Genomic DNA, 20,766 nt, shown 5'->3' on the forward strand with positions numbered 1-20,766 from the left:
GGGCTCCGAGGCTATGGGGGCTGGTGAGAAAGAGAAGAGGACGGCCGCAAAGCCCTACTTCCTCTCAGCAAGGAGCCTGTCGAGTGCTAGGAGGCCGGCTGGGTGGTCTTTCACAAGCTTTACTCTGGCTAACAGCTCGCTGGCGTTTTTCTCCTCTTCTACCTGCTCGTTCACGAACCACTGGAGGAAGCTCTCCGCGGCTTTGTCGCCAGCCTGCCTCGCCAAGTCCACCATCCTCCAGATCCTCTTCGTGTTCTCCACTTCGGCGTTGAGGAAATCTTCAGCTGCTTCGAGCACGCTGGACCACGTGGTTTTCGGCCTCGGGATTTCTTGCAGCTCGATACTCCACCCCCTGTCCACCATGAAGCGGTAGAACTTCATCGCGTGCTCAAGCTCTTCGCGGGCCTGAACACTGAAGTAGTGGGCGAACCCGGGGAGCGTGATGCTCTCGAAGAAAGCAGCCATCGAGAGGTAGAGGTAGGCGTTCCTCAGCTCCTGGTTCAGCTGCCTGTTAAAATCGGACTTCAAGTCGACTTCGCTCATGCGATCGGAAACTCTATGCCACAGGCAAATTAAACTTGCTCTCACCCTGAAGCTTAGCCTCTAACGCCTCCTAAAGGATGGGTAGCTGGTACTCGCGCGCGGCCGAGCTGGCGGCTTGAGAGGGATTTTTCTAATATTGAGGGTTTAAGATGATAATTGGGGATAAAGATTTAACCGTGGCCAAGCCTCTCCACCCGGTGCTCGGAGAGTGGCTATCGTGCGAGTTGACGAGCGGGGGAGGATGGTGATCCCCAGAGAGTTCGGGGTCAGAGCCACGAGGGCTGTGGTCATCCCTGCAGGCTCCTTCTTCGTCGTGATCCCTCTCCCCGGCGCTCCGCACGAGAAGGCTGGGGGGTGGTTGCCCTCAGCTAGGAGTAGGGCTGAACTGAAGAGAGCTGCAGAGGGTGCCGCGAGGAGGGATGCTGCAGAGCGTGCGCGGCGCCGTGGTCAGCTATGATGATTGAGACGGATGTTCTCTACGCTTACGTGAAGAGAGAGGACTGGCTGAAGCCGGTTGCCGATAAGCTTCTCCGCAGGGTATCTGAGGGAGAGTTCGGCACTGTTTACGCTTCCCGCGAGAGCCTTCACGAAATGTACTACGTTTCGCTGGAGGAGGGTGTACCTCTCGACGAAATCATCCTAAGGTTCGCGCTCTTAACTTCTATCGATAACCTCGTTTTCCTGGAGACCACCCACGAGGTCGACCTCCTCGCGCTGACTTTAATGAAGCAGTTCAAGCTTTCTTCAATCTTCGACGCCTACTACGCCGCCACAGCGCTCAACCAGGTCCCCGACCACACCATCGTTACAACCGACACCGTCTACGACAGGATACCTGGGTTGAGGAGAGTAGATCCCCGCGAACTCTAACCCGCGGAGCGCGGCCACAGGTCCCTGACATGGGTGAGCCGGGCTTTCCAGCTTAGCTGCCTTGCCGCGCGCCTCTCCACGGGAGCATTAGGCAGGGGTATCTCGAGGTCGATGCTTCCTCGCGTACTTGCTCAAGCGCTGTAAGAGCTCCGCTAAGCTGCCGCCGTAAGCTCTCGCCAGGTCCTCCACAGACTCGAACTGCTCGACGTTCTGAACCATGATGAAGCCAACCGGAAGCATGCCGAGGTTAAGGCACAGCTGCCTCAGCTCGCTCAGCACGCTGGGGCCGCCCAAACCCTTCGAAACGGTCACCAGCCCGACAGGCAGGTCTGCGTACTCGCTGTAAAGCGTGTCGAGAAGCATCTTCAACTCGCCTGGATAGCTCCTGTTGTACTCTGGCGACACGATCACGAGAGCCTCAGCCTCAACCACCCTGCTCCTGAACTCCTCCACTTCCGCAGAGCCATCGCCCCTACGCGTAAAGCATATCCTGTAATCCCGGACATCAATGAGATCCGCGTCAACACCCAGTCCCCTAAGACTCTCAACGACGAACTTCGCCACAAGCTCGGATCTACGCCCCTCCCTTCCGGTTCCGAGAACCACAGCGACCCTCATGAGCGAAACCTCCGACCAAGCGCTAGAGAAGAGTCAAAGCACCTTAAAGCTCTACCGCGTGAAACTGTGATGAGCCACTCCTCAGGTTGCGTCAACCTTCACCCATGCTGCGAGGAGAGTAGTTGAGCGGCTCGCCCAGCCAGCAGCAGCTCTCAGAGCACAGAGGCTTCGAGAACAGCGCTGCCGGCAGCCTCGCAGCCGGTCCAGGCGAGTTAGGGGTTCTCGAGCAGAACCCTCCCACTGGTTGCGTCGAGGTGGGCGTAGAACCTGTTCAGAATGCCTCTGCCGAGGAGTAGCCGCCTGAGGAGCGGGTGGGCCCGCACCCTCACCAGCCCCAGGGTTTCGCCGCAGAGGTAGACGCGAGCTAACGCTGTACTCAACCTGACTGGGAGGAAGCCACCGTGCAGCGCGTAGACGTCTTCGTCCACAGCCACGTAGTCGAGCTCTAGCCTACTCCAGACGTCCTCCGTCACGAGGAGGGTGCCGTCAAAGCCTGTGTCGATGTAGAAGAGCTCCTCGGCGCTCCTCCCTGTCACAGGGTTCTCCAGCTTAACTCTCACCGCCGGCGCAGGCGGCGACCGAGACCGGTCGTAAAACCCCTCACACTTCAAGACCCCCACCCCCGACTTCGACGAACTCGACCCGCCTCGCCTCCAACGGTTTGATGAGGGAGTTCTTCAGGAGGCCGGCCTCGTACAGGCCCCGCAGCCTCTCCACAGCCTCTTCTAGCGTCTCGCAGCGGAAGCTGACGGCCCCATCGTTAGCCACCACCAGGTACCCCTTGCCCCTCCCCGCGGCTAGCCGGCTGGCGGCGGATCTAAGAGGTTCGCGGGCGCCCCTCGCCTGCTCGAGGGGTGGAGGCGCTCTGAGCCACATCTCGAGGGCTTGGTTGACCGCCTGGGACACGGTTATCCCCAGCAGTGCCGCTCTAGCCTTAACCTCCGCGTAGAGTCTCTCGTCAACCCCCCTGACGAAAACCCCCTTAGCCACGAGAGGACACCTGATATCTAGATATTAAGCTTTCCGGAGCACTCTTCTACTCGCCTGGTAGGCGCTGATACTGTACGTTCGCAGGGATTCAACCGTTTTCTACAGGCTGACGGCGAACCTCCCTGCCGTTGCTCTTCGCGCGCGAGCGGGCGGGGTGGAGGTTGAGGAGACAGCTTCCGGCGGGTGCTGATAACGGCTGTCTATCAGCAGAATTTGCTCAGACGGTTAAGGGCGTGGGCAGCCACGTAGCCGGGCTAGCACTCACTCTTGACCTGAGAGGGGCGAGCTGCTGCCTGCTGACCGGTGGGTGAGAGCCCTAGCGTCTCGAGCCTACGGGCTGGGCGGCGTGGGCACTCGTGGATTGGCTCTCGGAGAAGCAGGTGCGCGGGCGCGCAGTCAGGCGATTCTGATCCAGTGCTTGGAGGCGTCCCTCAGCAGGGCGCTCTCCTGCAGCCTCTCCGCGAACTCCTCCGGCGTCAGCGGTATCGCCTCCACGAAAGGCTTTATCTGCGCTTTCCACTGTAGCTCGTTGATGAGGTCGAGCCTCTCGAGGAATTTCATCCCTCTGAAATCCTCGGAGACCACTACTAGGTCGACGTCGCTTGTCTTAAGCCAGGTGCCCTTAGCGTAGCTGCCGAAAAGGTACGCCTCTTTCACTCTAATCCTCTGCGAGAGCAGCTCCAGGAGGGTGCGCGCGGCTCTAAGCGCGGCTTCGAAGGAACTCTCTGACAAGCCTTATCACCTCGCCAGCCAAGCCGTACGCTCTCTGAGCTTCAACCTTATCCACTGACTCGCTGGGAAGCCCGCCCGCCGCGTCAGGGTACCGTGTCACCGTGTAGTACTTGTTCAGTATGAAAAGCTGTTCCTCCACCTCTCTAGGCAGCGAGAAGCCAGCTTCCTTGAGCAGTGTATACAGCTCAGTGACTGTGTGTATGCGTGGCGGCTCTTCCCTCCTCACCACGAAGAATAGCGCTTTCAGGGCCTTCTCGACCGCTTGCTGCGAGAAGAAAGCCGCGCGGAACCACCTCTCCCCCCTCAAGGCTATCTTCGCGTCCTCTAAGTCCTCCTCGGCGGCCTTAACCCAGAGCTCTACCTCTCTACGCGCTTGCACCGCTCTGTCAATAGCCCGCTTCACCTAATATCTTTTCCTAAAGCTGCTACCAAACTCCAGCTTCCCAGCACGCTTACAGCCACCTCGAGGGTTCCGGTAAAGCTATGCGAGCCGAGCAGGCCCTTTCCCGCTACCCCGTTACACCCGCACTTCCCCGGCGAGGTTATACTTCGGTCTCTGCAGCCCAGCCCGCCTCCCACCATGACGGCTGCCGCGGTGGAATGCCGCGAGAGGATTGAGTGGGTGTAACAGTCCTTTTGACAAGGGCGTTAGGCTTCATTCCACAGAAGAGTCTCCTGAAAAGGCTCAAGGAAGGAAGAGAGAAAGGAACCACTTAGCGAGAATCAATGTACCTGGTAAACTTTCACAAACGGGGGGTACCGAATCCGCTATCCAGGAACCTAGCGGCTGAGAGGAACCGGGTACGCACCGCGCCTTCAAGACCGCTCACTAGACAGGGTTGAGGGTTTGTTTCCCAGGCTCGAGCTTTCTCGCTAGAAAACATTTTATGATAGAACACTACTGGTGAGTAGCATGATAAAAATGATTGCCCTGATCTGGGACTTCGACGGCGTTGTAGTATTCACCCCTCATGAAAAAGCCTGGAGGATAACGGCACACCGCTTCGGGATACTAAACCTTACGAGCGAGTTTTATCACCGCTACGTCTCGGGCAGGCCGCGCTACGAGGGAGCTAGGATCATTTTAAGCCTGCTCGGGGGGTACGCGGGGCCAGAGCTGGAGCAGCTTGTAGAGCTGTTTGCGAGCGAGAAGAATCGCGTCTTCAACCTTCTCGTGGAGAGCGGAGAGGTGGAGGTGAACAGACCCGCTATCGAGTTCATATTGAGGACGCGGAGGGGTAATCGTCCTGCTTTTAAGCATGTTCTGGCTTCCGCTTCCCGTAATGCTGTGAGGCTGGCTACTAGGCTGGAGTACCTTGGCCGTCCGCTCTCCAGCTTCTTTGACGCAGACGTGAGCGGCTCCGGTGCTACGAAGCGCGAGATATTCGAAAAAGCTATGAAGGCGGTAAGGGAGGCCGACTGCTTCATTGCGATCGATGATGCACCTTCGGGTGTTAGAACTGCTGCAGAGCTTGGGATTATCCCGGTCGGGTATAGCGATAGGGGCCTCGAAGACCACGGAGCTAGAATGATCATTGAGAAGTTTGAGGGGTTGGAGCCCGAGGTTCTAGTGGAACTATGCAGGTCGAGGTGAAACCTTACAGGCTGTGCGTGAAGGGGTTCAGCAGACGGGACGAGCCTTGGGTAGGTACTCTACTCACTCTCTCGAACGGGCGCATAGCTGTGCGAGGTGAGCTTGAGCTCGAGCCCTTCGATACTGGAACACTTCACGCCGGCTACTACCTCGATGTCCCGCTATGGAGGCGAGAGCTCGCTCAGCTGCCGAGAATCAACGGAGTCTACGTGCTGTGCTCTGGGGAGCCTGCACGGCCGGAGAAAGTGGAGAGAGAGCTCGACCTTCGGGAGGGTCTGTTAAGGGTTAGAGCTTCGCTGTCGTGCACTGCGGGCAACCTGCGCTACACTAGCACGAGTGCTGCTCACAGGAGGCTGAAGAGCCTATACATGCAGAGAGTGGAGCTGGAGGGGTGCAGTGGCGAACTCCTAGTCACGCTACCGATCGAGCTAGCCTCCAATCCCTTCGTGGCAGGCGCCTCTGTAAGGCACTTCGATATAGCTGGTTTCAAGTTTGACGGAGCTTGGCTTAGCGTGCTCCTCGAGCCTAAGCGCGGTGGCAAGCCGATTGCGCTGACGAGCTTCTTGAGGAGCACTGGCTGCTCCGAGTTAATTCCCGTGAGCTCAGCTGGCGCGCTCGGCTTTCTTGTCACAGGCTGCAGCAGTCGCGTAACGCTCGAGAGGTACACGTTCGTTGGCGAGACGCCGCAGCGCGAAGAGCCTCTCTGGGACTCCTTGTTACGGTCTCACAAAGCTGCGTGGCGCGAGCTGTGGGAGAAGATAGGGCTTGAGGTAGAAGGTGAGGATCGAATCGCGGGGGCGATAACGTTCTACACCTACCACTTACTTCAGCTTATCGACGAGGACTCAGACTCTCTCATGATACCCAGCAGGGGTCTTCACGGATTCGGGTATCGCGGGCACATCTTCTGGGACACGGATCTCTACCTAGCTCTATTCCTTTCGGCGCTATACCCGGAGGCGGCGAAGAAGGTTCTCAAGTTTAGGTGCAAGACACTTGAAGCGGCCCGAGCTTACGCGGCTCAAAGCGGGCACAAAGGAGCGAGGTACCCCTGGGAGTCTGTCGATAGTGGTTTCGAGGCCACACCGAGGCACGGGTTACTGCTGAAGGAGAACAGCTGCCAGTGCGTCGACATCCTGACCGGCGAGAAGGAGATCCACATAACCGCTGACGTGGCGTTTGCTGTTGACCTCTACTACAAGCTAACTGGGGATACGCACTTCATGGCTGAGTGCGGCTTACACATCCTGGTGGAGAGTGCCCGCTTCTGGGCAAGCCGAGTGGCCTGGGACCCAGGTAAATCCGCCTATGTGATCAGGGATGTGATCGGGCCGGACGAGTACCACGTGGGCGTTGATAACAACTACTTCACAAACGTGATGGCGAAGCTCAACTTGGAGAGAGCTGCACACTACGTTGAGGAAGCCCTATCCTCGAAGAGCAGCCTCCTGCGAGCAGTTGCGGAAAATCTCGGAGTGACGAGGCAAGAAGTTGAGAAGTGGAAGGAGATCGCCGGAAGGATCTTCGAGGGTAGGAGGGAGGGGCTGGTGGTTGAGCAGTTTGAGGGTTACTTCGACCTTGAGGAAGGGCAGCTCAACTCCTCCTATGCTCCAGTGCGGGTACCCGTTGAAGAGTTAGAGAAGCTATCTCAGCTCAAGGTAATCAAGCAGGCAGACGTCGTGCTCGCCCTACTCATCCAAGATCTCGTGAGCGGGGTTCCAAAGGAAGTCCTGGAAGCAAACTACCGCTACTACCTGCCGAGGACAACGCACGAGTCATCCCTATCACTGCCCATATACGCTGCGGTGGCGATCTCTCTGAAGGACGAGAACGCGGGGGGCTTGTTCTCGAAGGTGCTGGACACAGATCTCGGGAATCTGTACGGCAACACGGATGACGGTTTCCACGTGGGAGCTGCGGGCGGGCTGTGGTATGCAATCCTCTACGGCTTGCTAGGGTTAAGGCTCAGTCATGAGGAGCTGCGCTTTAAGCCCTCCTGTGTTGACGGTATCAGAAGGTTGTCCGTAAACATTAGCTACAGGGGCGCAAGGCTGAAGGTAGACCTCCGCTGCGATGGTGAACCGCTTCTCCACAAGAGCTTTTTAACCTAGGCACTCGATGTGAGGCCGGGGGATGGATGGCAGAGGAAGCATTGCTCTCCAGGTTAATGCTGCTGGGCTTTACGAAGTACGAGGCTAGAGCGTATGTTACGCTCCTCAAGCACGGCTCTCTGACTTCGTCGGAGATTATTAAGCTAGCTCGGATCCCGCAACCGAGGATCTACGACATCATGGATAGCCTCGTTTCAAAGGGGTTCGTGAGGAAGAGCAAGGGAAAACCCATCCGCTACTCTCTCGTCGACCCGAAGTCCGCGTTCAAGGGGTTTATGGAGGCGGAGATGGCGCGGATCGCTACTGTCGGGGACGAGGTCTTGAAGTTCCACCGCGAGAGCTCTTCTCTGAGGTCAGTTACGGGGGAGAGCGTGTGGGTTTCACATGGCTACGCAGCTTACATGGCAGCGCTCAGCGAGGTTTTTCAGACAACGGAGGACGAGCTCCTCGCGGCGCTCTACTCTAGTACTCTGAACACCGTTTTGAGGTCAGACGAGTTCGTAGCGAAGCTCAAGAAGCTCTCTTCGTGCTTTGTCCTTTACGACCTGGAGCCGCAGCACCCCCTACCTGTGGAGGAGGTTCTCTACAGGCCCACCTATGGGCCTACCCTTTTTATCTCTGACTTGACGCGTGCTTGGCTTATCACCGGCATTCAAAACGGCAGGGAGCCTCTCATATACTACATTGAGGACATCGAGATCACGAGCCTCATTACAATGTACTTCTTCGAGGTGCTGAGGCGCTGGTCCAAGCCTGTGCAGAACAAGCTTGCAGCTGAAGTGATGGAGCAGAGGTTCCGGAGTATAGTGAGAGCTGTTGATATGATCCGAGGCTTCGAGAAGCGGGGGCTCAAAGCCTACGTACAAGCAGAGGGGATCTGGTTGAGAACCGGGGAGCAGGGAGCCGTGGAGGGAGTAGCGGTTGAGACAAGGAGGGACGAGCTGAAAGGAATTACAAGCATCGTCGTAGAGCTCGCCAACGGAAACCGTGCGTCGATCGGAGGTCTCGGAGCACGGTACGAAGACTTTGCAGCTTTAAAAATCAGGGTAAGGGCAGCACCATACAGCGCTCTTTCGAGCGGGTGAGCAGAATTCTCCCCAGCCCTCGCAGTCGTGCACACGCTTATTTTCTCCGTGCAGCTGGGGAGAGCGGTTCGAGCGGGCCGGGCAAATTATGGCGCGCGACGCCTCACTTCTCTCCTGACCACTACGACTACCCCGGCTATGACGAGCGCCGAGATGAGCAGTAAGAGGAGAGAAACCACTATCACCTCCTCCGAGGGGTTCGAGAGCAGCGTTATCAGCGAGGTAAGCAGCCCAGCGACCCCCAGAGTGAAGAAAATCCTGCCCTGAACCGGGTTCACGCAGCTCACCAGTACTGTTCAACTTCGCCAGGGAAGTGGCAGGCTATCTTACGCCCAGCATACTCGACGCTGGGCGGGCGCTCCCTGAAGCATTTCTCCCTAGCCCAGGGGCAGCGGGCTGCGAAGGGGCAGCCTGCGCTGGGTGTACCTCTGTACTCGGCATGCTTTACGAATAAATCACGCATGGATTTCAGCTTAGGTTCGAAAGCTGAGCCGAAGACAATGAGGGCGAGCGAGTAAGGGTGAAGAGGTTTCCTCATGACCTCCTCTGCTACTCCCTCCTCTACGACGAGCCCCCGGAGCATGACGAGTAGCTTCGAGGTTGGCGCTAAGTACCTTATAGTCCCAAGCTCGTGTGTTATGTAGAGTAGGGAGACGCCTGACGTCGCGTTGAGATCTTTCAGGAGGTCGAGGACGGATACCTTCATCGAGGGGTCAATCATAGAGACGGGTTCATCAGCTACCATTAGCTCGGGGTCTGGGATGAGAGCTCTAGCGATGTTGAGCCGCTGCCTCATCCCCCCGCTGAGGTGGTGGGGGTACTTATTGAGGAAGTACTCGGGCGGTGTGAGCCCCACCCGCTCCAGTAAATCTAACACGAGCCTCTTAACCTCGCTCTCCGGGATCCCCTTTCGGTGTGTTCTTATCACGACTGCAAGTGTCTCGTAGACGCTTTTCACGGGGTTAAGCGAAGAGTAAGGATCCTGGTAGACGTACTGAAGCCTGATCTTTATCCTCTTCAGATCCCGCTCGGGGATCCTCTCCGTGTCCAAGCCCTTGTACAGGACTGAGCCGCTCGTAGGGCGCTGCAGGAGCGCGGCAACTCGGCCCAGCGTGGTTTTCCCGCTGCCGCTCTCTCCAACTACGCTGACTATCTCACCAGGGGTTATGTCAAGGGAAACATCGCGCACTGCGCTCACAGTGCCGCCCCTCCCTTTGAACACGACGTTAATATTCCTCAGGCTGAGCAGAGCGGGTTGCATACCCCTCACCCGTAGAGATGGCAAGCTACCTTCCTCCCTCTTTCAGTTTCGCGGAGCTCGGGTCTTACGTCCCTGCACTTGCTAGCTGCATGGGGGCAGCGGTCTACGAACGGGCAGCCTTTAGGCTTTAAGTGCAGAAGCAAGCTGGGAGGAGAGCCGGGGATAGACCTTACCTTGCTGACATCGATATCTACTGTCATGAGGCTCTGCATCAGCCCCTGCGTGTAGGGGTGTAGGGGCTCCTTCACGACATCACTGGTGCCTCCCTCCTCGACGAGAACGCCCGCGTACAGTATAGCTAGCCTATCGGCAAGCTCAAAGAGACTTTCAATGTCGTGAGTCACGTAGACCATTGTCGTCTTCCCCGATCTCTTCAGCTCAAGGAGGTAGCGGAGCACCTGCTTTTGTGTGAGCAGGTCAAGGGCGGAGACAGGCTCATCGAGAAACACGAGCCGTGGGTCGAGGAGCAGGGCCAGAGCTATCACGACTCTCTGCTTCATCCCCCCGCTGAGCTGGTGGGGGTACATGCCGAGAACCTGCTCGTCCAGACCCACCCTACTGAGCAGCTCGACTGCTCTCTCCCTGACCTCCTCCTCGCTCACATCAGGGTAGTGCGACCTGAAAGTCTCGAGGAAGTGGTCCCAAACTCTGATGAAGGGGTTGAGAGAGTTCTGAGCGGCCTGGAAAACCTGAGCGATAAGCCTCCCCCTTATCCTGCGGATCTCCTTCTCCTCCATTTCCAGCAGGTTTTTCCCCTCGAAAAGCACCCGCCCCTTAACCTTCATGTTATAGGGGCCCACGCGGGTGACTGCTTGGATCAGCGTAGTTTTCCCGCTACCACTCTCACCTACAAGCCCGAGGACCTCGTTCTCGAGCACGGCGAGCGTCACGTGGTCCGCAGCCCTGATCAGCCCCTCCCTGACGACGTAGTCTGCTACTATGTCGTCCGCTCTCAAGATTTCCCTGCCGCTACTCATACTCCTTCAACCTCGGGATGAGCACCTCCTCTATGTACCTCGAGAATTCGATCAGCGACCACTGCAGCAGGACGATAGCCGCTAGCGGGGAGAACCAGTGCCAGAAGCCGCCTGGAATGAAGATCGACCTCGCCTGGAAGTACGCGATGTTGAGCATTGTACCCCAGTTGTACGGCGACCAGGGGGTTACTCCGAGGAATGCTAAGCCTACGATGACGAAGATACCTCCTCTGAACATTCTAACGAACTCCACGAGCATGTAGGGCGATACCAGAGGGAGGATCTCCCCCAGGATGATCTGCGCATCCCCGACGCCCAGGCCCTTCAGCGCCTCGACAAAAGGCATTTCCCTTACCTGCAGGACTCTGGCCCTCATGCCGCGGGCATAGCCCATCCACATCGTCAGGGCGGATATAGCCCCGATGGAGAACACGTCCATCCTCCTAAACGTAGCGATGAGGATTAGGATTAGCGGGAGCGAGGGGATAAGGATGACTGTGTCCGTTAGTGTCATCAGAACTCTGTCGACGCCACCCCCAGCATAACCTGCGTACAGTCCCACTAGAGTTCCTATTGTGATGGCGATTGAGGCGACGAAGAGCCCCATTCTGAAGACATCGCTCGCCCCAAGCAACAGCTGCATCAGTGTATCCCTACCCATGTGGTCAGTACCTAACGGGTGCTCCAGGGAGGGCGGCAGGTAGCGCTTCTCCGGGCTGATCTCAATGCTCCTTGGATCTATGAGGAGGGGGGCGAGCAGGGCTGTGAGCGTGAAGAAGCAGAGGATAGCCGTGGAGGCTAGCGCCAGCTTGTTAACAGCTAACCCTTTTAGGAAGCTACTCAGCAGCTCGCGCTGTTGCTCTCTCACGGATACCTCACCCTTGGGTCGAGGATCGGGTACACGATATCCGCTACGAGGTTTGCCAGTGAAAGCGTGATTGCCTGAGCGAGGAAAAGCCCCTGTAGGAGCCCGTAGTCGTGGTTGTTGAAACCGACGACGAAGTGATACCCCATGCCAGGGTACGCGAAGATAGTCTCAATCAGCAAGCTCCCGCCTACGATAAGGCCGAAAGCGATAGCAAGGCCGGCTACCATGGGAAGCAGGCCACTCCGCATCACGTAGGTCTTAACTATTCTCCTCTCCTCCACACCCCTCGCCTGCGCGAAAAGCACGAAGTCCTCGCCAAGAGAGGAGACGGCTACGCTGCGCATCGTAAAGTACCAGCCCGCAGCAGCTGGAATCGCGTAAGAGAGCACGGGTAGGATAGCTCTTCTTGCTACCCCGCCGATATACTCTAGCGTAAAGCCCGGACTGACGCCGGGCTCCGTGGCTCCCTGGGCTGGCAGAACCCCCAAGCCTACAGCGAAGACGAAAATTAGCAGTAAAGCGATGAGGAAGGAGGGGGTCGAGTCGATTATCGTGAACGCGGTGATGAGGATAGTGTCTGGGAGCTTTTTCCTCTGAAGTGCGCTAAAAGAGCCGAGGAAAGCGCCCAGCGTGAAGCCTATGATTATGCCCGGGATGCCGACGAGAAGGGTCCAGGGGAGACTCTCAACGATAACTCGGTTGACTGAAGTCCCGTAGGTGAACGAGTAGCCGAGGTTTAGCCTGAGAAGCATGTTCAAGTACTCGAAATATTTCTCAGCGAGAGTCTTGTTGCCAGCCGCTAGCGCGTAGGTAACTGATGCTATCTTGTAGGCTTGCTCGTAGGTGTAGCCGTGCATCCACATCAGCTCCCTTGCTATTCTCTCGATGGGGTCGCCGGGCATGTTGTTAACCAGGATGAACGTGATGTGCATTGATAGCAGGATTGTCAGAGCCGCATAGAGAAGCCCTTTAACAGCATGCCTAACAAGCCACCTCATTAAAATTCACCCTATACATAGTGGTTAGGGAGAATGAGGTAAAAAATGACTTGAGTTTAGTTCTCACCCCACCTAGCCAGTAGGCCGTATCAGGCCGAGCCTCATCAGGAGGATGATAATCTTAGGCTCGCCGCCGCCTATCCAGGCTGAGTACACGGGGTGGTAACCTTTCGGCCAGCCCGTCGCCCGTATTCCGTCCACGTGCAGCCACATCATCTTCTTCTGGAAGTATGCGATCCCCGGCAGCCACTCGTGAGTGATGTAAGCGAGCGTCTCGATGATTCTTCTCTTCTCCTCCGGGTCCTTCGTGGCGAAGTACCGATCTACGAGCTCCTTCGTGTTGTACGTCTTACCCTCGATCGTGATGACGGGCCACGGGTCGTAGCCCTGCCAGCTCTGCACTGTGGAGCCGGGCCCGTAGATCCTTATGTAAGCGTAGATAGGGTCGAAAGTGTAAGCTCCGAGCGGGATGCCTCTCGGCTCAGCGAGGATGTCGAACTCTCCCTTTCCGTATATCTCGCCCATCAGACCTAGAGGCACGGGATCCATCTTCACAATAAACCCGAACTTCTCCAGCTGCTCTTTGAGAACCTCGGCCGGCATCATCTTCTCCTTATCGGGCGCGTAGGGCCTCAGCCAGATCTCGAAGGGCTTTCCGTCCGGCCCGAGCCACTTCCCGTCAGGTCCTCTCGTGAACCCAAGCTCTTTCAGCAGCCTCTCGGCCTCGGCCGGGTTAGGCCTATAAGGCTTCAGAGTAGCGAGGAACTCTTTCCTGAAAACCATGTCCTCGAAGCCTCTGGGAATCCCAGTCTGGTACCTGGCGGGCAGCGCAAAGCCGGGGAACGTGGCCTCGGTTATCTTCTCAACGTCTATTACGTACGCGAGGGCTTTTCTGAAGCGGACATCGTTGTACGGCCACTTCCTGAAGTTGAAGAGGAAGCCAAACTCTGCTGGATCGTAGCTGATGCCGACGCCGAGGAAAGCCCCTTTCGCCTTGAGGGTCGTGTTTATCGCCTCCAGCATCGCAGGGGGTGTGGGAACTTGCCGGAAGTCTGTCTCACCGGCGGACATCGCGGTCCAGATCACTTCTTGCGCGATGAGCCTAGGTGTCAGAACCAGCCTGTCGAACGGGAATTTGTCTGCTGCGTAGTGTTTTGCGTATTTCTCGAGGAGAATGTAATCTGCAGTTACTTCCTTCAGCACGTAGGGCCCAGTTCCGATGACCTTACCCGGGTACAGGGGGGCAGCTACCTTGTCGTAGAGTGCTTTCAGCTCAGCTTCGTATGGCTGCCCCCTACGCCGCAGGTCCACGATCCTCTTTGCGTCGCTCAAGTACTGGCCGAAAAGGTGATGAGGTGCGCATTGGTACTCCTGGAGAAACTCCCTAATTTCGCTCTCTGCAAGCCCCTTCTTTGTCAGCCTAACAGTGTAGTCGTCCACCACCTCCAAGTTAACGTCAAGCAGCCACCCGTAAATAGCCTGCCTCAGCACCAGCAAGGTTTCAACATCTTTAGCTGTGAACGCTGTTCCATCATGCCACGTAACTCCCCTCCTCAGGCGCACGAGGAGGGCATCGGGTTGCCTCTCCCAGCTCTCGAAAAGCGCGGGTATCCACTCATCTGTATCGATGATCACATACGCACCGGGCTCGTAGATGTACCACCTGATCTCCGCAAGCCCCTCCCATGTTCCGAACGGGTTCCCGTGGAAACCAGGGGGTGGAGCCCAGAACGCGGGGATCCTCAGCTCCTTCGGCTTAGGTGGTGGAGAGGTAGGTGGTGGAGGTGGTGGCGCCTGAGGAGCGAGAAAGAGTGCGGCAACAAGGGCGATGATGATCAAGGCGGCGACAGCTCCGAAGATGATGAAACGCTTCCCAAGGATTTTCCCCTTTGCCGCTTGGGTCACGTCGCTTCAGTATTATCCTACTAGCAAGTAGTATATAAGCGTTGCCTCATATAAGCTTTCCGCTCTGCTTATATGGGCTGCTATGGAAAAACATTGCTAAGTATTCCGGGTAAAAGAAATCAGCGTGCTACGCTAGCTAGAACTGATAATCAGCCATGTGGATGGCGGGAGACTGGCGAGCAGGAAGTTACGCAGAGCAGGCGGTGCAGCCTCATCTTAATCTCGGTTCTGCTGGAGAAAGCAGGTGACTACCCTAGAGTACACTCGATAATAACTCCCCGCCTGGATCCTCGCCAGGCTCTCTGAGTGCAGGAAGTTTGCGATTTCTTGAAGAGGACGGGCTGAGGTCGACCTCCTGAAATACTGTGAGTGCGCGGCTGAAAAGCAGGTGCACCACGCTGCTAACAAGCTCTTTCCTCTCCGGGCACCCTCTAGCTCTTCGAGCACATCTTCGTAGAGTACCAGGAATGCGGACGAGAGTGTGGGAGAACCTTATACCTGCTTCAACGTGCTGAGAATAAATCCCAGCTGGGCTGCAGCGGGAAAACCTGCTAGTAGGTGGGCTCCCGTGAAAGTCTAGAGTGTAAGAGTTCACCCTGCAGAAGCAGCCTTAAGAGAAAAAGGGGGAAATCTGCCAGTTCAGGGCTGCGAGAGCGCGTACTGGACTGCGCTGTACGCGTCGACGAGCCCGTACCCGTAGAGCTCATCGTAGCCCTGAGGGCCGAGGTCTATGGCCGTGGTGGTGAGGACCAGCTTCATGGCGTCCGGGCTTAACCTGCTCTTGCCGGCGGCGAGCCTCAGAGCCTGCACTAGCGCAGCGACGCCTGACACGTGCGGGCAGGCCATCGACGTGCCGCTCATGTAGCCGTACTTATTCTTTGGCAGAGTCGAGTATATGCTGACGCCCGGGGCCACAACGTCAGGGTTCCTGTTGCTCCAGCTGGGGACGTTGTAGCTGCTGTCTATCGCGCCCACCGCGATCACCTCGGGGTAGGCTGCCGGGTAGCTAGGCGTCGAGGCCCCCTCGTTACCTGCTGCTGCCACCAGTACGGCGCCGTAGCTGTACGCGTAGCGGACTGCCTCGTAGAGCGTGTCGCTGTGGGGCCCTCCCAGCGACATGCTTATGACGTCAGCGTCGTCACTCGTGCCCGCTATCCCGTCGGGCCCCTTAACCGCCTCGACTATCCCCCTCGCCACGTCGGACAAGTAGCCACTTCCACTAGCTGAAAGCACTCTGATCGCGTAAAGAGTCACCTTGGGGGCAACGCCCGCTACTCCAGCCCCGTTAAGCCTAGCCGCCACTATCCCGGCGACGTGGGTTCCGTGGCCGTTCTGGTCGCTGCACTTCTTTAAGTCAGTCCCCCTGTAGAAGATAGCGCCATCAGACAGCGAAACTACGCACCAGGTGACTGCGCCGGAGAGGTCGCGGTGCGTGTAGTCTATCCCTGTATCGACAACCGCGACTTGGACTTGAACGTGGTAACCGTACGCAGCGTCCCCATAGCTGGAGGAGTACGCGTTCCACACCTCGGGGGCGCGGACGTACTCGATGTTCCACTGCACCTCTCCCAGGATCTTCACAATCTTATCCTCCTCTACGCGCACCACGCCCTTTACGAGCGACTTCAACTTACCGGCGTGCTCCCTCGTGGTGCGCACCACGAGGACGCTAAGCTCCGGGATCTCGCCGACGATCTCGCCGTACTTCGAGAGAGGCTCACGGTAGTCCTCCACGCTCCCCTCAACCTTCACCATAACCCTGATGGGCTCAGAGGGGAGCGCCTGAGACTCGGGAGCCGCAGCCCACAGCAAAACTGTTACAACCATCATAGCCGCGATGCAAGCTGCTAGGGCAGCCCTGCCGACAGCTCTAAGGGCTTTTTCCCTGCTCATCGCTGCCTGCTAGCACTTAATTTTATTATAAAGATTTCGCTAGGCAAAACCGCTAAGCGAGCACCTAGGAGTTATTCGCGCGTTCGGGGATCAAGCTTCCGGACCCTGAAGTGCTCTCTTGGCCGGGCTAGCGCGCTATAAGTCGTCAACGTCCACTACTTCTATAGCTGAGGGCTTAACTTCAACGTCGTTTTTGTCCTGGACGAACAGTACTCTCCTAGCTGAAGGTACTTTGCTAAGCTTCTCCTCAACCCGCTTGATATCCCGGCCGCTAACCCTCCCCCACTTCACCTCTAAGGCGATTTCAGGCTTGTTGAACCTCAGCAGGCAGCCGTCTACTTCGAAATCCTTCGCCTCGATTACACTCTCCCTCAGCCCGTGCTTCTCGGCGAGAAACTCTCTCACTTCATCCTCAACAATCCTCGGCATGAGCTCGTCGATAATCCTCAGGATCTCTTCCCTGCCAACTTTCCTCTCGGATATGTTGTACTTCTCGTCAGCGTAGTAGTAGATCCTCACTAGGGGCGAGGCGATTTTGTAAACAAACTTCCTCTTGTTGAAGACTTCTACTCTCCTAATCAACCCGAAAGACACCAGGTTGTTCAAGTACGGCTGGATAATGCTGGCGTCTTCCTTCTTGATCAACCTCCTCGAGAACAAGTAGCTCGCTATCTCTCCCGAGATCACTCTCCCGCTAGCTATCGCTCTCAAAATCCCTTCGTAGATTGAGGACATTTCCCTCTCCTCTTCATAGAAAATCTCCCCTATCAGGGCGGGAATCGTCTTGACAGAGCTCAGCAGAACCAGGGCTATGTTTTCCCTCGCTGACTTCTTCTCGTCGAAGTAGTCCACCGCTATCGGCTCCCTCAGCAGAATAGCGAGCTCCAGCCTATCCTTCTTCGAGAGATTGAACCCCTCGAGAGCTTTCAAGCAGTCTCTAAGACTTATCAAGCCTATAGGAACTTCTGCAAAAAGCCCTAGTAGCGGAGACTTTGCCGAAACAAGCTTCCTGGAGAGGAAGAGCGTTGAAGAGATTAGTATCAGCTTCCCACGTTTTTTAGCGTAGTGCAGAAAGTCGAAGAAATCCTGCCCAAGCCTGTGGAACTCGTCAACCACAACGGTTTTACCTTCATCTAGAGCTCTCTTGAGGATTTCCAGAAAAGCTTCATAGCTTATAGAATCGCCGTCCTTCGTTACAATACCCCTACTAGTTTTCACGAAAAAGTACTCATCATACTTAACGAAGTTACTCACAAGGAAGGTTTTCCCAGTCTTCCTCCTCCCGTACACTAGCACCCACTTCTTCAGCTCGCTTATCCTCCTAACCTCCTCAGGTCTCTCTATAATCACGATAAGTATAACCCCGGTTATACTTATTAAGCCTTTTCCTCCCGAACAACTCTCCCCCTCGAGAACCCTGCCTTTTCGCCAGCCAGCCCGGGTGGCTTCTAAAGAGATACTACTTCAGCCCTGAACAGCAGCGCCAACCACAGCCACGTCTTAAGCTAAGCCGCTTCCTTAGGCTGCTTCTTGAAACTTTAGGGCCAGAAGCAGCACCGGGTGCGCGAAAGCCCCTGCCTCTCCTTTACGAAGATGCTTGCCCAAAGGCGTGTCAATAGCCGCGATACCCATACGAGCTAGCATCTAAAGAGCTGATGGTGTGCTACAGCCCACGTGTATATCAACTTCCACGTCTTATCTACCATCCAGCTCGAGGCGTGCAGCCGAAGCCCAGTCCATCAACTCCTCAACACCGGTAAGCCAGGCGAGAGCCCTCCCGGCAAGCAGCCCAGTGTAGTATCTCTCAGCTTGCAGTTATGAAAGCGGCCTCCGCCCTAAGCTGCACGGGAGCAAGTACCACTAGCATACCTTCATCCTGCGGTAAAGATGAGATCCAGCGAGTGAGGATGAAGAGTAGGAGCGGTTCCTCTAAACCGGCTCGCACTAACCCCTCCTCACATCGTTTTAAGCAGCACTCCTCAGTCAGCCATCTCTCTCATTCCTCCAACGCCTCAGCTAGCTCTCTGAAAATCCTAAAGGTATAGAGACGTTGTTTCTTCTAACTTGCGATAGCGTAAATTCTTCTATGAGCGGTCTCCTTAGCCTGCCGTCCTGGATCGACACTGAAAGCTACAGAGCTCAGGTGCTTCGAAGAGCGCGCTCCCTTACCCGGATGCTGGCTTTCTCAGCTCCTTCAGGGTGATCTCTCTCGTCATGAAGCCGGCTGTCTCGGAGTCGTAGCTCCTCTTCGTGGTGGTGCTCTGCTTCACTAGCCCTGCGTCGGCGGAAACCCAGTAGTAGCCGCGCGTGATGGTCACCACTGTGATGCCGCCGCTGGAGAAGCGCTCCACGAGCTCGAGGCGGATGCTCGCGCAGAAGTACGTGCGCCCGTCCAGCGCGGTCACGTTCTCGAAGCTTTCCACGACCTCGCGGCCCTCCAGCAGGCCTCTGTACTCCCTACCCTCTACGATCAGGGTGAAGCCCGCGGAGTAGTTCCAACTGCTCCCTCGAGCCAGGGGGAAAGGGGGCTCCGGCAGCGGCTCGTCGTAGGTGCACTTAACGCCGTCGGCCTCCCACTCTTTCAGCTTCCCGTCGACGTAGAAGTACCTGGCGGTGTAGTAGGGTGTCTCCACGATCACCTCGTTCTCCCCCACGCGCCTCCAGGTCATCGCGTAAGCCTCACCGTCCTCCCTGACCTCGAACACCTTCACCGTCCCCACGGGGAGCACAGGCCTCTCGAGCCTCTGCTCCTTGACTTGCACCCTCGCAGGTGTCGCGTTAGCGATGAGGCGGGCGAGGTTCCTGATGAACACGCTGTTGTCCGCGAGGCGGCAGAAAGGCTCCGTGAAGAGCGTTATGTCGCCGAGCGCGAGGACTGTCCCGTTACCCCAATTGAGCAGAGCCGCGACCGCGTACTCCCCCGGCTCCTCCGCCACCGAGAGGATTGTCCCGCTGGGCACCCAGGCTGCTTCGTGTCTTGAGCGCACTGCCGTCGCGGTTAGCAGCACGAGCTCTCTCACGCCGCTGAATACGCTGGCGTTCGTAAACCTTCTCACGTACACGTTCCTGTAGAAGCCGAAGTGGTCGCTAGGGCTGTAGAGGTAGCCGTACGCGAAGGTGACCCCAAACCTCGAGGCGAGCGAGTTGATCGGCGCAGTGATGTAGTTCGAGAGCCCTTCGTAGCCGATGTACTCGTACGCCGGGTCGTAGAGCAGGAGGAGTACCCCGCCCCTCTTCACGAACTCTTCAACCTCCTTCACTTCCTCGCTCGTGTAGGGCCTCGTGGGGGCCGCGACGATGAGAGCTGAAGCGTTGGCGAGCTCTCTCCTCACCCTGTCCCACGTGTCGAGGAAGCCTACTGTCACGTTGAGCTTAGCCAGCTCCGCTAGGAGCGCGTCGAGGCTCCACCAGGAAACCCTGTTCCCGTGTGAAAGGTCGACCACCACCCTGCCGGGGCCCGTCGCGGGCTGCAGGGAGGCAGCTTCCTTCTCGGCGAGCTGGCCGGGGGGCAGGTAGATGTAGTAGACCGCCGGGGGCGGGTGCAGGCTCGCGAGGAGGCTCGCCGTCACGTTCCTCCACCCGTACAGCGAGCCAACGGTCGCGTTGGGGAGCTTAAGCTCCTCCACGGTGTACCTCAGGAGCCCTGTTCTCCTAGCAGCCTCCTCGACCGCCTGCTCGACCGAGCCGAGCTGGTCCACGAGGCCCAGCTTAAGCGCCTCAGAGCCGAGGTAGACGAGAGCTCTGCTGAGCTCCTCCCTCGAGGCTTTCAGCCTCTCCCCCCTGCCCTCCTGCACCGCGGAGATGAACGCGTCGAGCGCGCGGCTCAGGTTGCTGAAGAAGTGGAGTCGGGAGAAGGCGGTGAGCTTGTAGGGGCCTGTCTCCAGCACAGCCTCAGAGGGGATGAGGATCGGGGGCGCGGTCGCGATAACCCCTATCGAGCCGACGAGCGAGGTTGGGTGGGCGAAAATGTAGTCTGCTGCAGCGCAGATATAGTAGCCGCCGGAGAGCGCGTTCACCGCCACAGCGACGACGGGCTTCCTCGTTTTCAGCTGCTTCAAGCTGTAGTAGACCTGCTCCACGTAGTCTGCGCTGCCGCCGAAGGAGTCGACTACGAGGACTACAGCCCCTACGCGCTCATCCGTGTAGGCTCGGTGGATCAGCGCAGTGTAGTAGTCCGCGTCCTCCGAGGTGAGGATGTAACCGCTCACCCTAATCACGGCGACAACGCCCGTAAGCCTAGGGTAGAGAACAGCGGAAGCAGCAGCTAGCGCTAAAGCCACGAGAACTGCAGCCAGGATCCAGCGAGCTTTTCTCAAAGCGC

At 57.3% G+C, this 20,766-nt stretch carries 20 protein-coding genes; 5 read left to right on the plus strand and 15 right to left on the minus strand.

Annotated elements, in window-relative coordinates:
• Positions 1–54: 54 nt before the first annotated feature.
• The gene (locus QXU72_03845; protein ID MEM0494390.1) at positions 55–543 is read right to left on the minus strand and encodes a ferritin; all 489 of its coding nucleotides are present in this window, start codon (positions 541–543) and stop codon (positions 55–57) included.
• Between the two features lie 208 nt (positions 544–751).
• Here QXU72_03845 and QXU72_03850 point away from each other — a divergent pair, with 208 nt between their 5' ends.
• Both QXU72_03850 and QXU72_03855 read left to right on the plus strand, forming a co-directional pair.
• Positions 752–1,000, plus strand: a complete 249-nt coding sequence (locus QXU72_03850) for a hypothetical protein (protein ID MEM0494391.1) — start codon at positions 752–754, stop codon at positions 998–1,000.
• A complete protein-coding gene (locus QXU72_03855) occupies positions 997–1,413 on the plus strand; it encodes a type II toxin-antitoxin system VapC family toxin (protein ID MEM0494392.1) in 417 nt (138 codons plus the stop codon). The genes QXU72_03850 and QXU72_03855 overlap by 4 nt, the downstream gene beginning before the upstream one ends.
• An 87-nt stretch (positions 1,414–1,500) precedes the next feature.
• On the opposite strand, the gene QXU72_03860 is transcribed toward QXU72_03855, so the two are convergent.
• The 5 genes from QXU72_03860 to QXU72_03880 form a co-directional block, all read right to left on the minus strand.
• Entirely contained in the window at positions 1,501–2,031 is a 531-nt protein-coding gene (locus QXU72_03860) for an NAD(P)H-dependent oxidoreductase (GenBank protein ID MEM0494393.1), read from the minus strand.
• Positions 2,032–2,243: 212 nt separating this feature from the next.
• Entirely contained in the window at positions 2,244–2,591 is a 348-nt protein-coding gene (locus tag QXU72_03865; protein ID MEM0494394.1) for a hypothetical protein, read from the minus strand.
• A 40-nt stretch (positions 2,592–2,631) separates the two neighbouring features.
• Positions 2,632–3,021 carry a hypothetical protein gene (locus QXU72_03870; protein ID MEM0494395.1) on the minus strand — a complete coding sequence of 130 codons (390 nt, stop codon included), beginning with the start codon at positions 3,019–3,021 and terminating at the stop codon, positions 2,632–2,634.
• Between the two features lie 396 nt (positions 3,022–3,417).
• Positions 3,418–3,753, minus strand: a complete 336-nt coding sequence (locus QXU72_03875; protein ID MEM0494396.1) for a nucleotidyltransferase domain-containing protein — start codon at positions 3,751–3,753, stop codon at positions 3,418–3,420.
• Complete coding sequence (locus tag QXU72_03880) at positions 3,722–4,132, minus strand: HEPN domain-containing protein (protein ID MEM0494397.1); 411 nt, start codon at positions 4,130–4,132, stop codon at positions 3,722–3,724. The genes QXU72_03875 and QXU72_03880 overlap by 32 nt, the downstream gene beginning before the upstream one ends.
• 534 nt (positions 4,133–4,666) lie before the next feature.
• On the opposite strand from QXU72_03880, the gene QXU72_03885 reads away from it, so the two are divergent.
• From QXU72_03885 to QXU72_03895, 3 genes are read left to right on the plus strand one after another with little or no spacing between them, the layout of a single operon-like run.
• Positions 4,667–5,347, plus strand: coding sequence for an HAD family phosphatase (locus QXU72_03885; protein MEM0494398.1), 681 nt, complete (start codon positions 4,667–4,669; stop codon positions 5,345–5,347).
• Positions 5,332–7,458 carry a hypothetical protein gene (locus QXU72_03890; protein MEM0494399.1) on the plus strand — a complete coding sequence of 709 codons (2,127 nt, stop codon included), beginning with the start codon at positions 5,332–5,334 and terminating at the stop codon, positions 7,456–7,458. Before QXU72_03885 ends, QXU72_03890 begins: the two co-directional genes overlap by 16 nt.
• A gap of 26 nt (positions 7,459–7,484) precedes the next feature.
• A complete protein-coding gene (locus tag QXU72_03895; protein MEM0494400.1) occupies positions 7,485–8,543 on the plus strand; it encodes a TrmB family transcriptional regulator sugar-binding domain-containing protein in 1,059 nt (352 codons plus the stop codon).
• Between the two features lie 86 nt (positions 8,544–8,629).
• Here the strand turns inward: QXU72_03895 and QXU72_03900 are convergent, their stop codons facing one another.
• From QXU72_03900 to QXU72_03940, 9 genes are all read right to left on the minus strand, one after another.
• Positions 8,630–8,821: a hypothetical protein gene (locus QXU72_03900; protein MEM0494401.1), complete on the minus strand. Its 192-nt coding sequence runs from the start codon at positions 8,819–8,821 to the stop codon at positions 8,630–8,632.
• A gap of 5 nt (positions 8,822–8,826) precedes the next feature.
• Positions 8,827–9,804, minus strand: coding sequence for an ABC transporter ATP-binding protein (locus QXU72_03905; protein ID MEM0494402.1), 978 nt, complete (start codon positions 9,802–9,804; stop codon positions 8,827–8,829).
• Positions 9,805–9,809: 5 nt separating this feature from the next.
• Positions 9,810–10,781 carry an ABC transporter ATP-binding protein gene (locus QXU72_03910; protein ID MEM0494403.1) on the minus strand — a complete coding sequence of 324 codons (972 nt, stop codon included), beginning with the start codon at positions 10,779–10,781 and terminating at the stop codon, positions 9,810–9,812.
• Entirely contained in the window at positions 10,774–11,649 is an 876-nt protein-coding gene (locus tag QXU72_03915; protein ID MEM0494404.1) for an ABC transporter permease, read from the minus strand. Before QXU72_03915 ends, QXU72_03910 begins: the two co-directional genes overlap by 8 nt.
• Positions 11,646–12,647: an ABC transporter permease gene (locus tag QXU72_03920; GenBank protein ID MEM0494405.1), complete on the minus strand. Its 1,002-nt coding sequence runs from the start codon at positions 12,645–12,647 to the stop codon at positions 11,646–11,648. The genes QXU72_03915 and QXU72_03920 overlap by 4 nt, the downstream gene beginning before the upstream one ends.
• Positions 12,648–12,719: 72 nt before the next feature.
• A complete protein-coding gene (locus tag QXU72_03925) occupies positions 12,720–14,552 on the minus strand; it encodes an ABC transporter substrate-binding protein (GenBank protein MEM0494406.1) in 1,833 nt (610 codons plus the stop codon).
• A 639-nt stretch (positions 14,553–15,191) separates the two neighbouring features.
• Complete coding sequence (locus tag QXU72_03930) at positions 15,192–16,445, minus strand: S8 family peptidase (protein MEM0494407.1); 1,254 nt, start codon at positions 16,443–16,445, stop codon at positions 15,192–15,194.
• Between the two features lie 135 nt (positions 16,446–16,580).
• The gene (locus QXU72_03935; GenBank protein MEM0494408.1) at positions 16,581–17,795 is read right to left on the minus strand and encodes an AAA family ATPase; all 1,215 of its coding nucleotides are present in this window, start codon (positions 17,793–17,795) and stop codon (positions 16,581–16,583) included.
• Positions 17,796–18,610: 815 nt separating this feature from the next.
• Complete coding sequence (locus tag QXU72_03940) at positions 18,611–20,761, minus strand: S49 family peptidase (protein MEM0494409.1); 2,151 nt, start codon at positions 20,759–20,761, stop codon at positions 18,611–18,613.
• Positions 20,762–20,766 lie beyond the last annotated feature (5 nt).

The sequence above is a fragment of the Thermofilum sp. genome, assembly GCA_038741495.1.
Taxonomy (GTDB): domain Archaea; phylum Thermoproteota; class Thermoprotei; order Thermofilales; family Thermofilaceae; genus Thermofilum.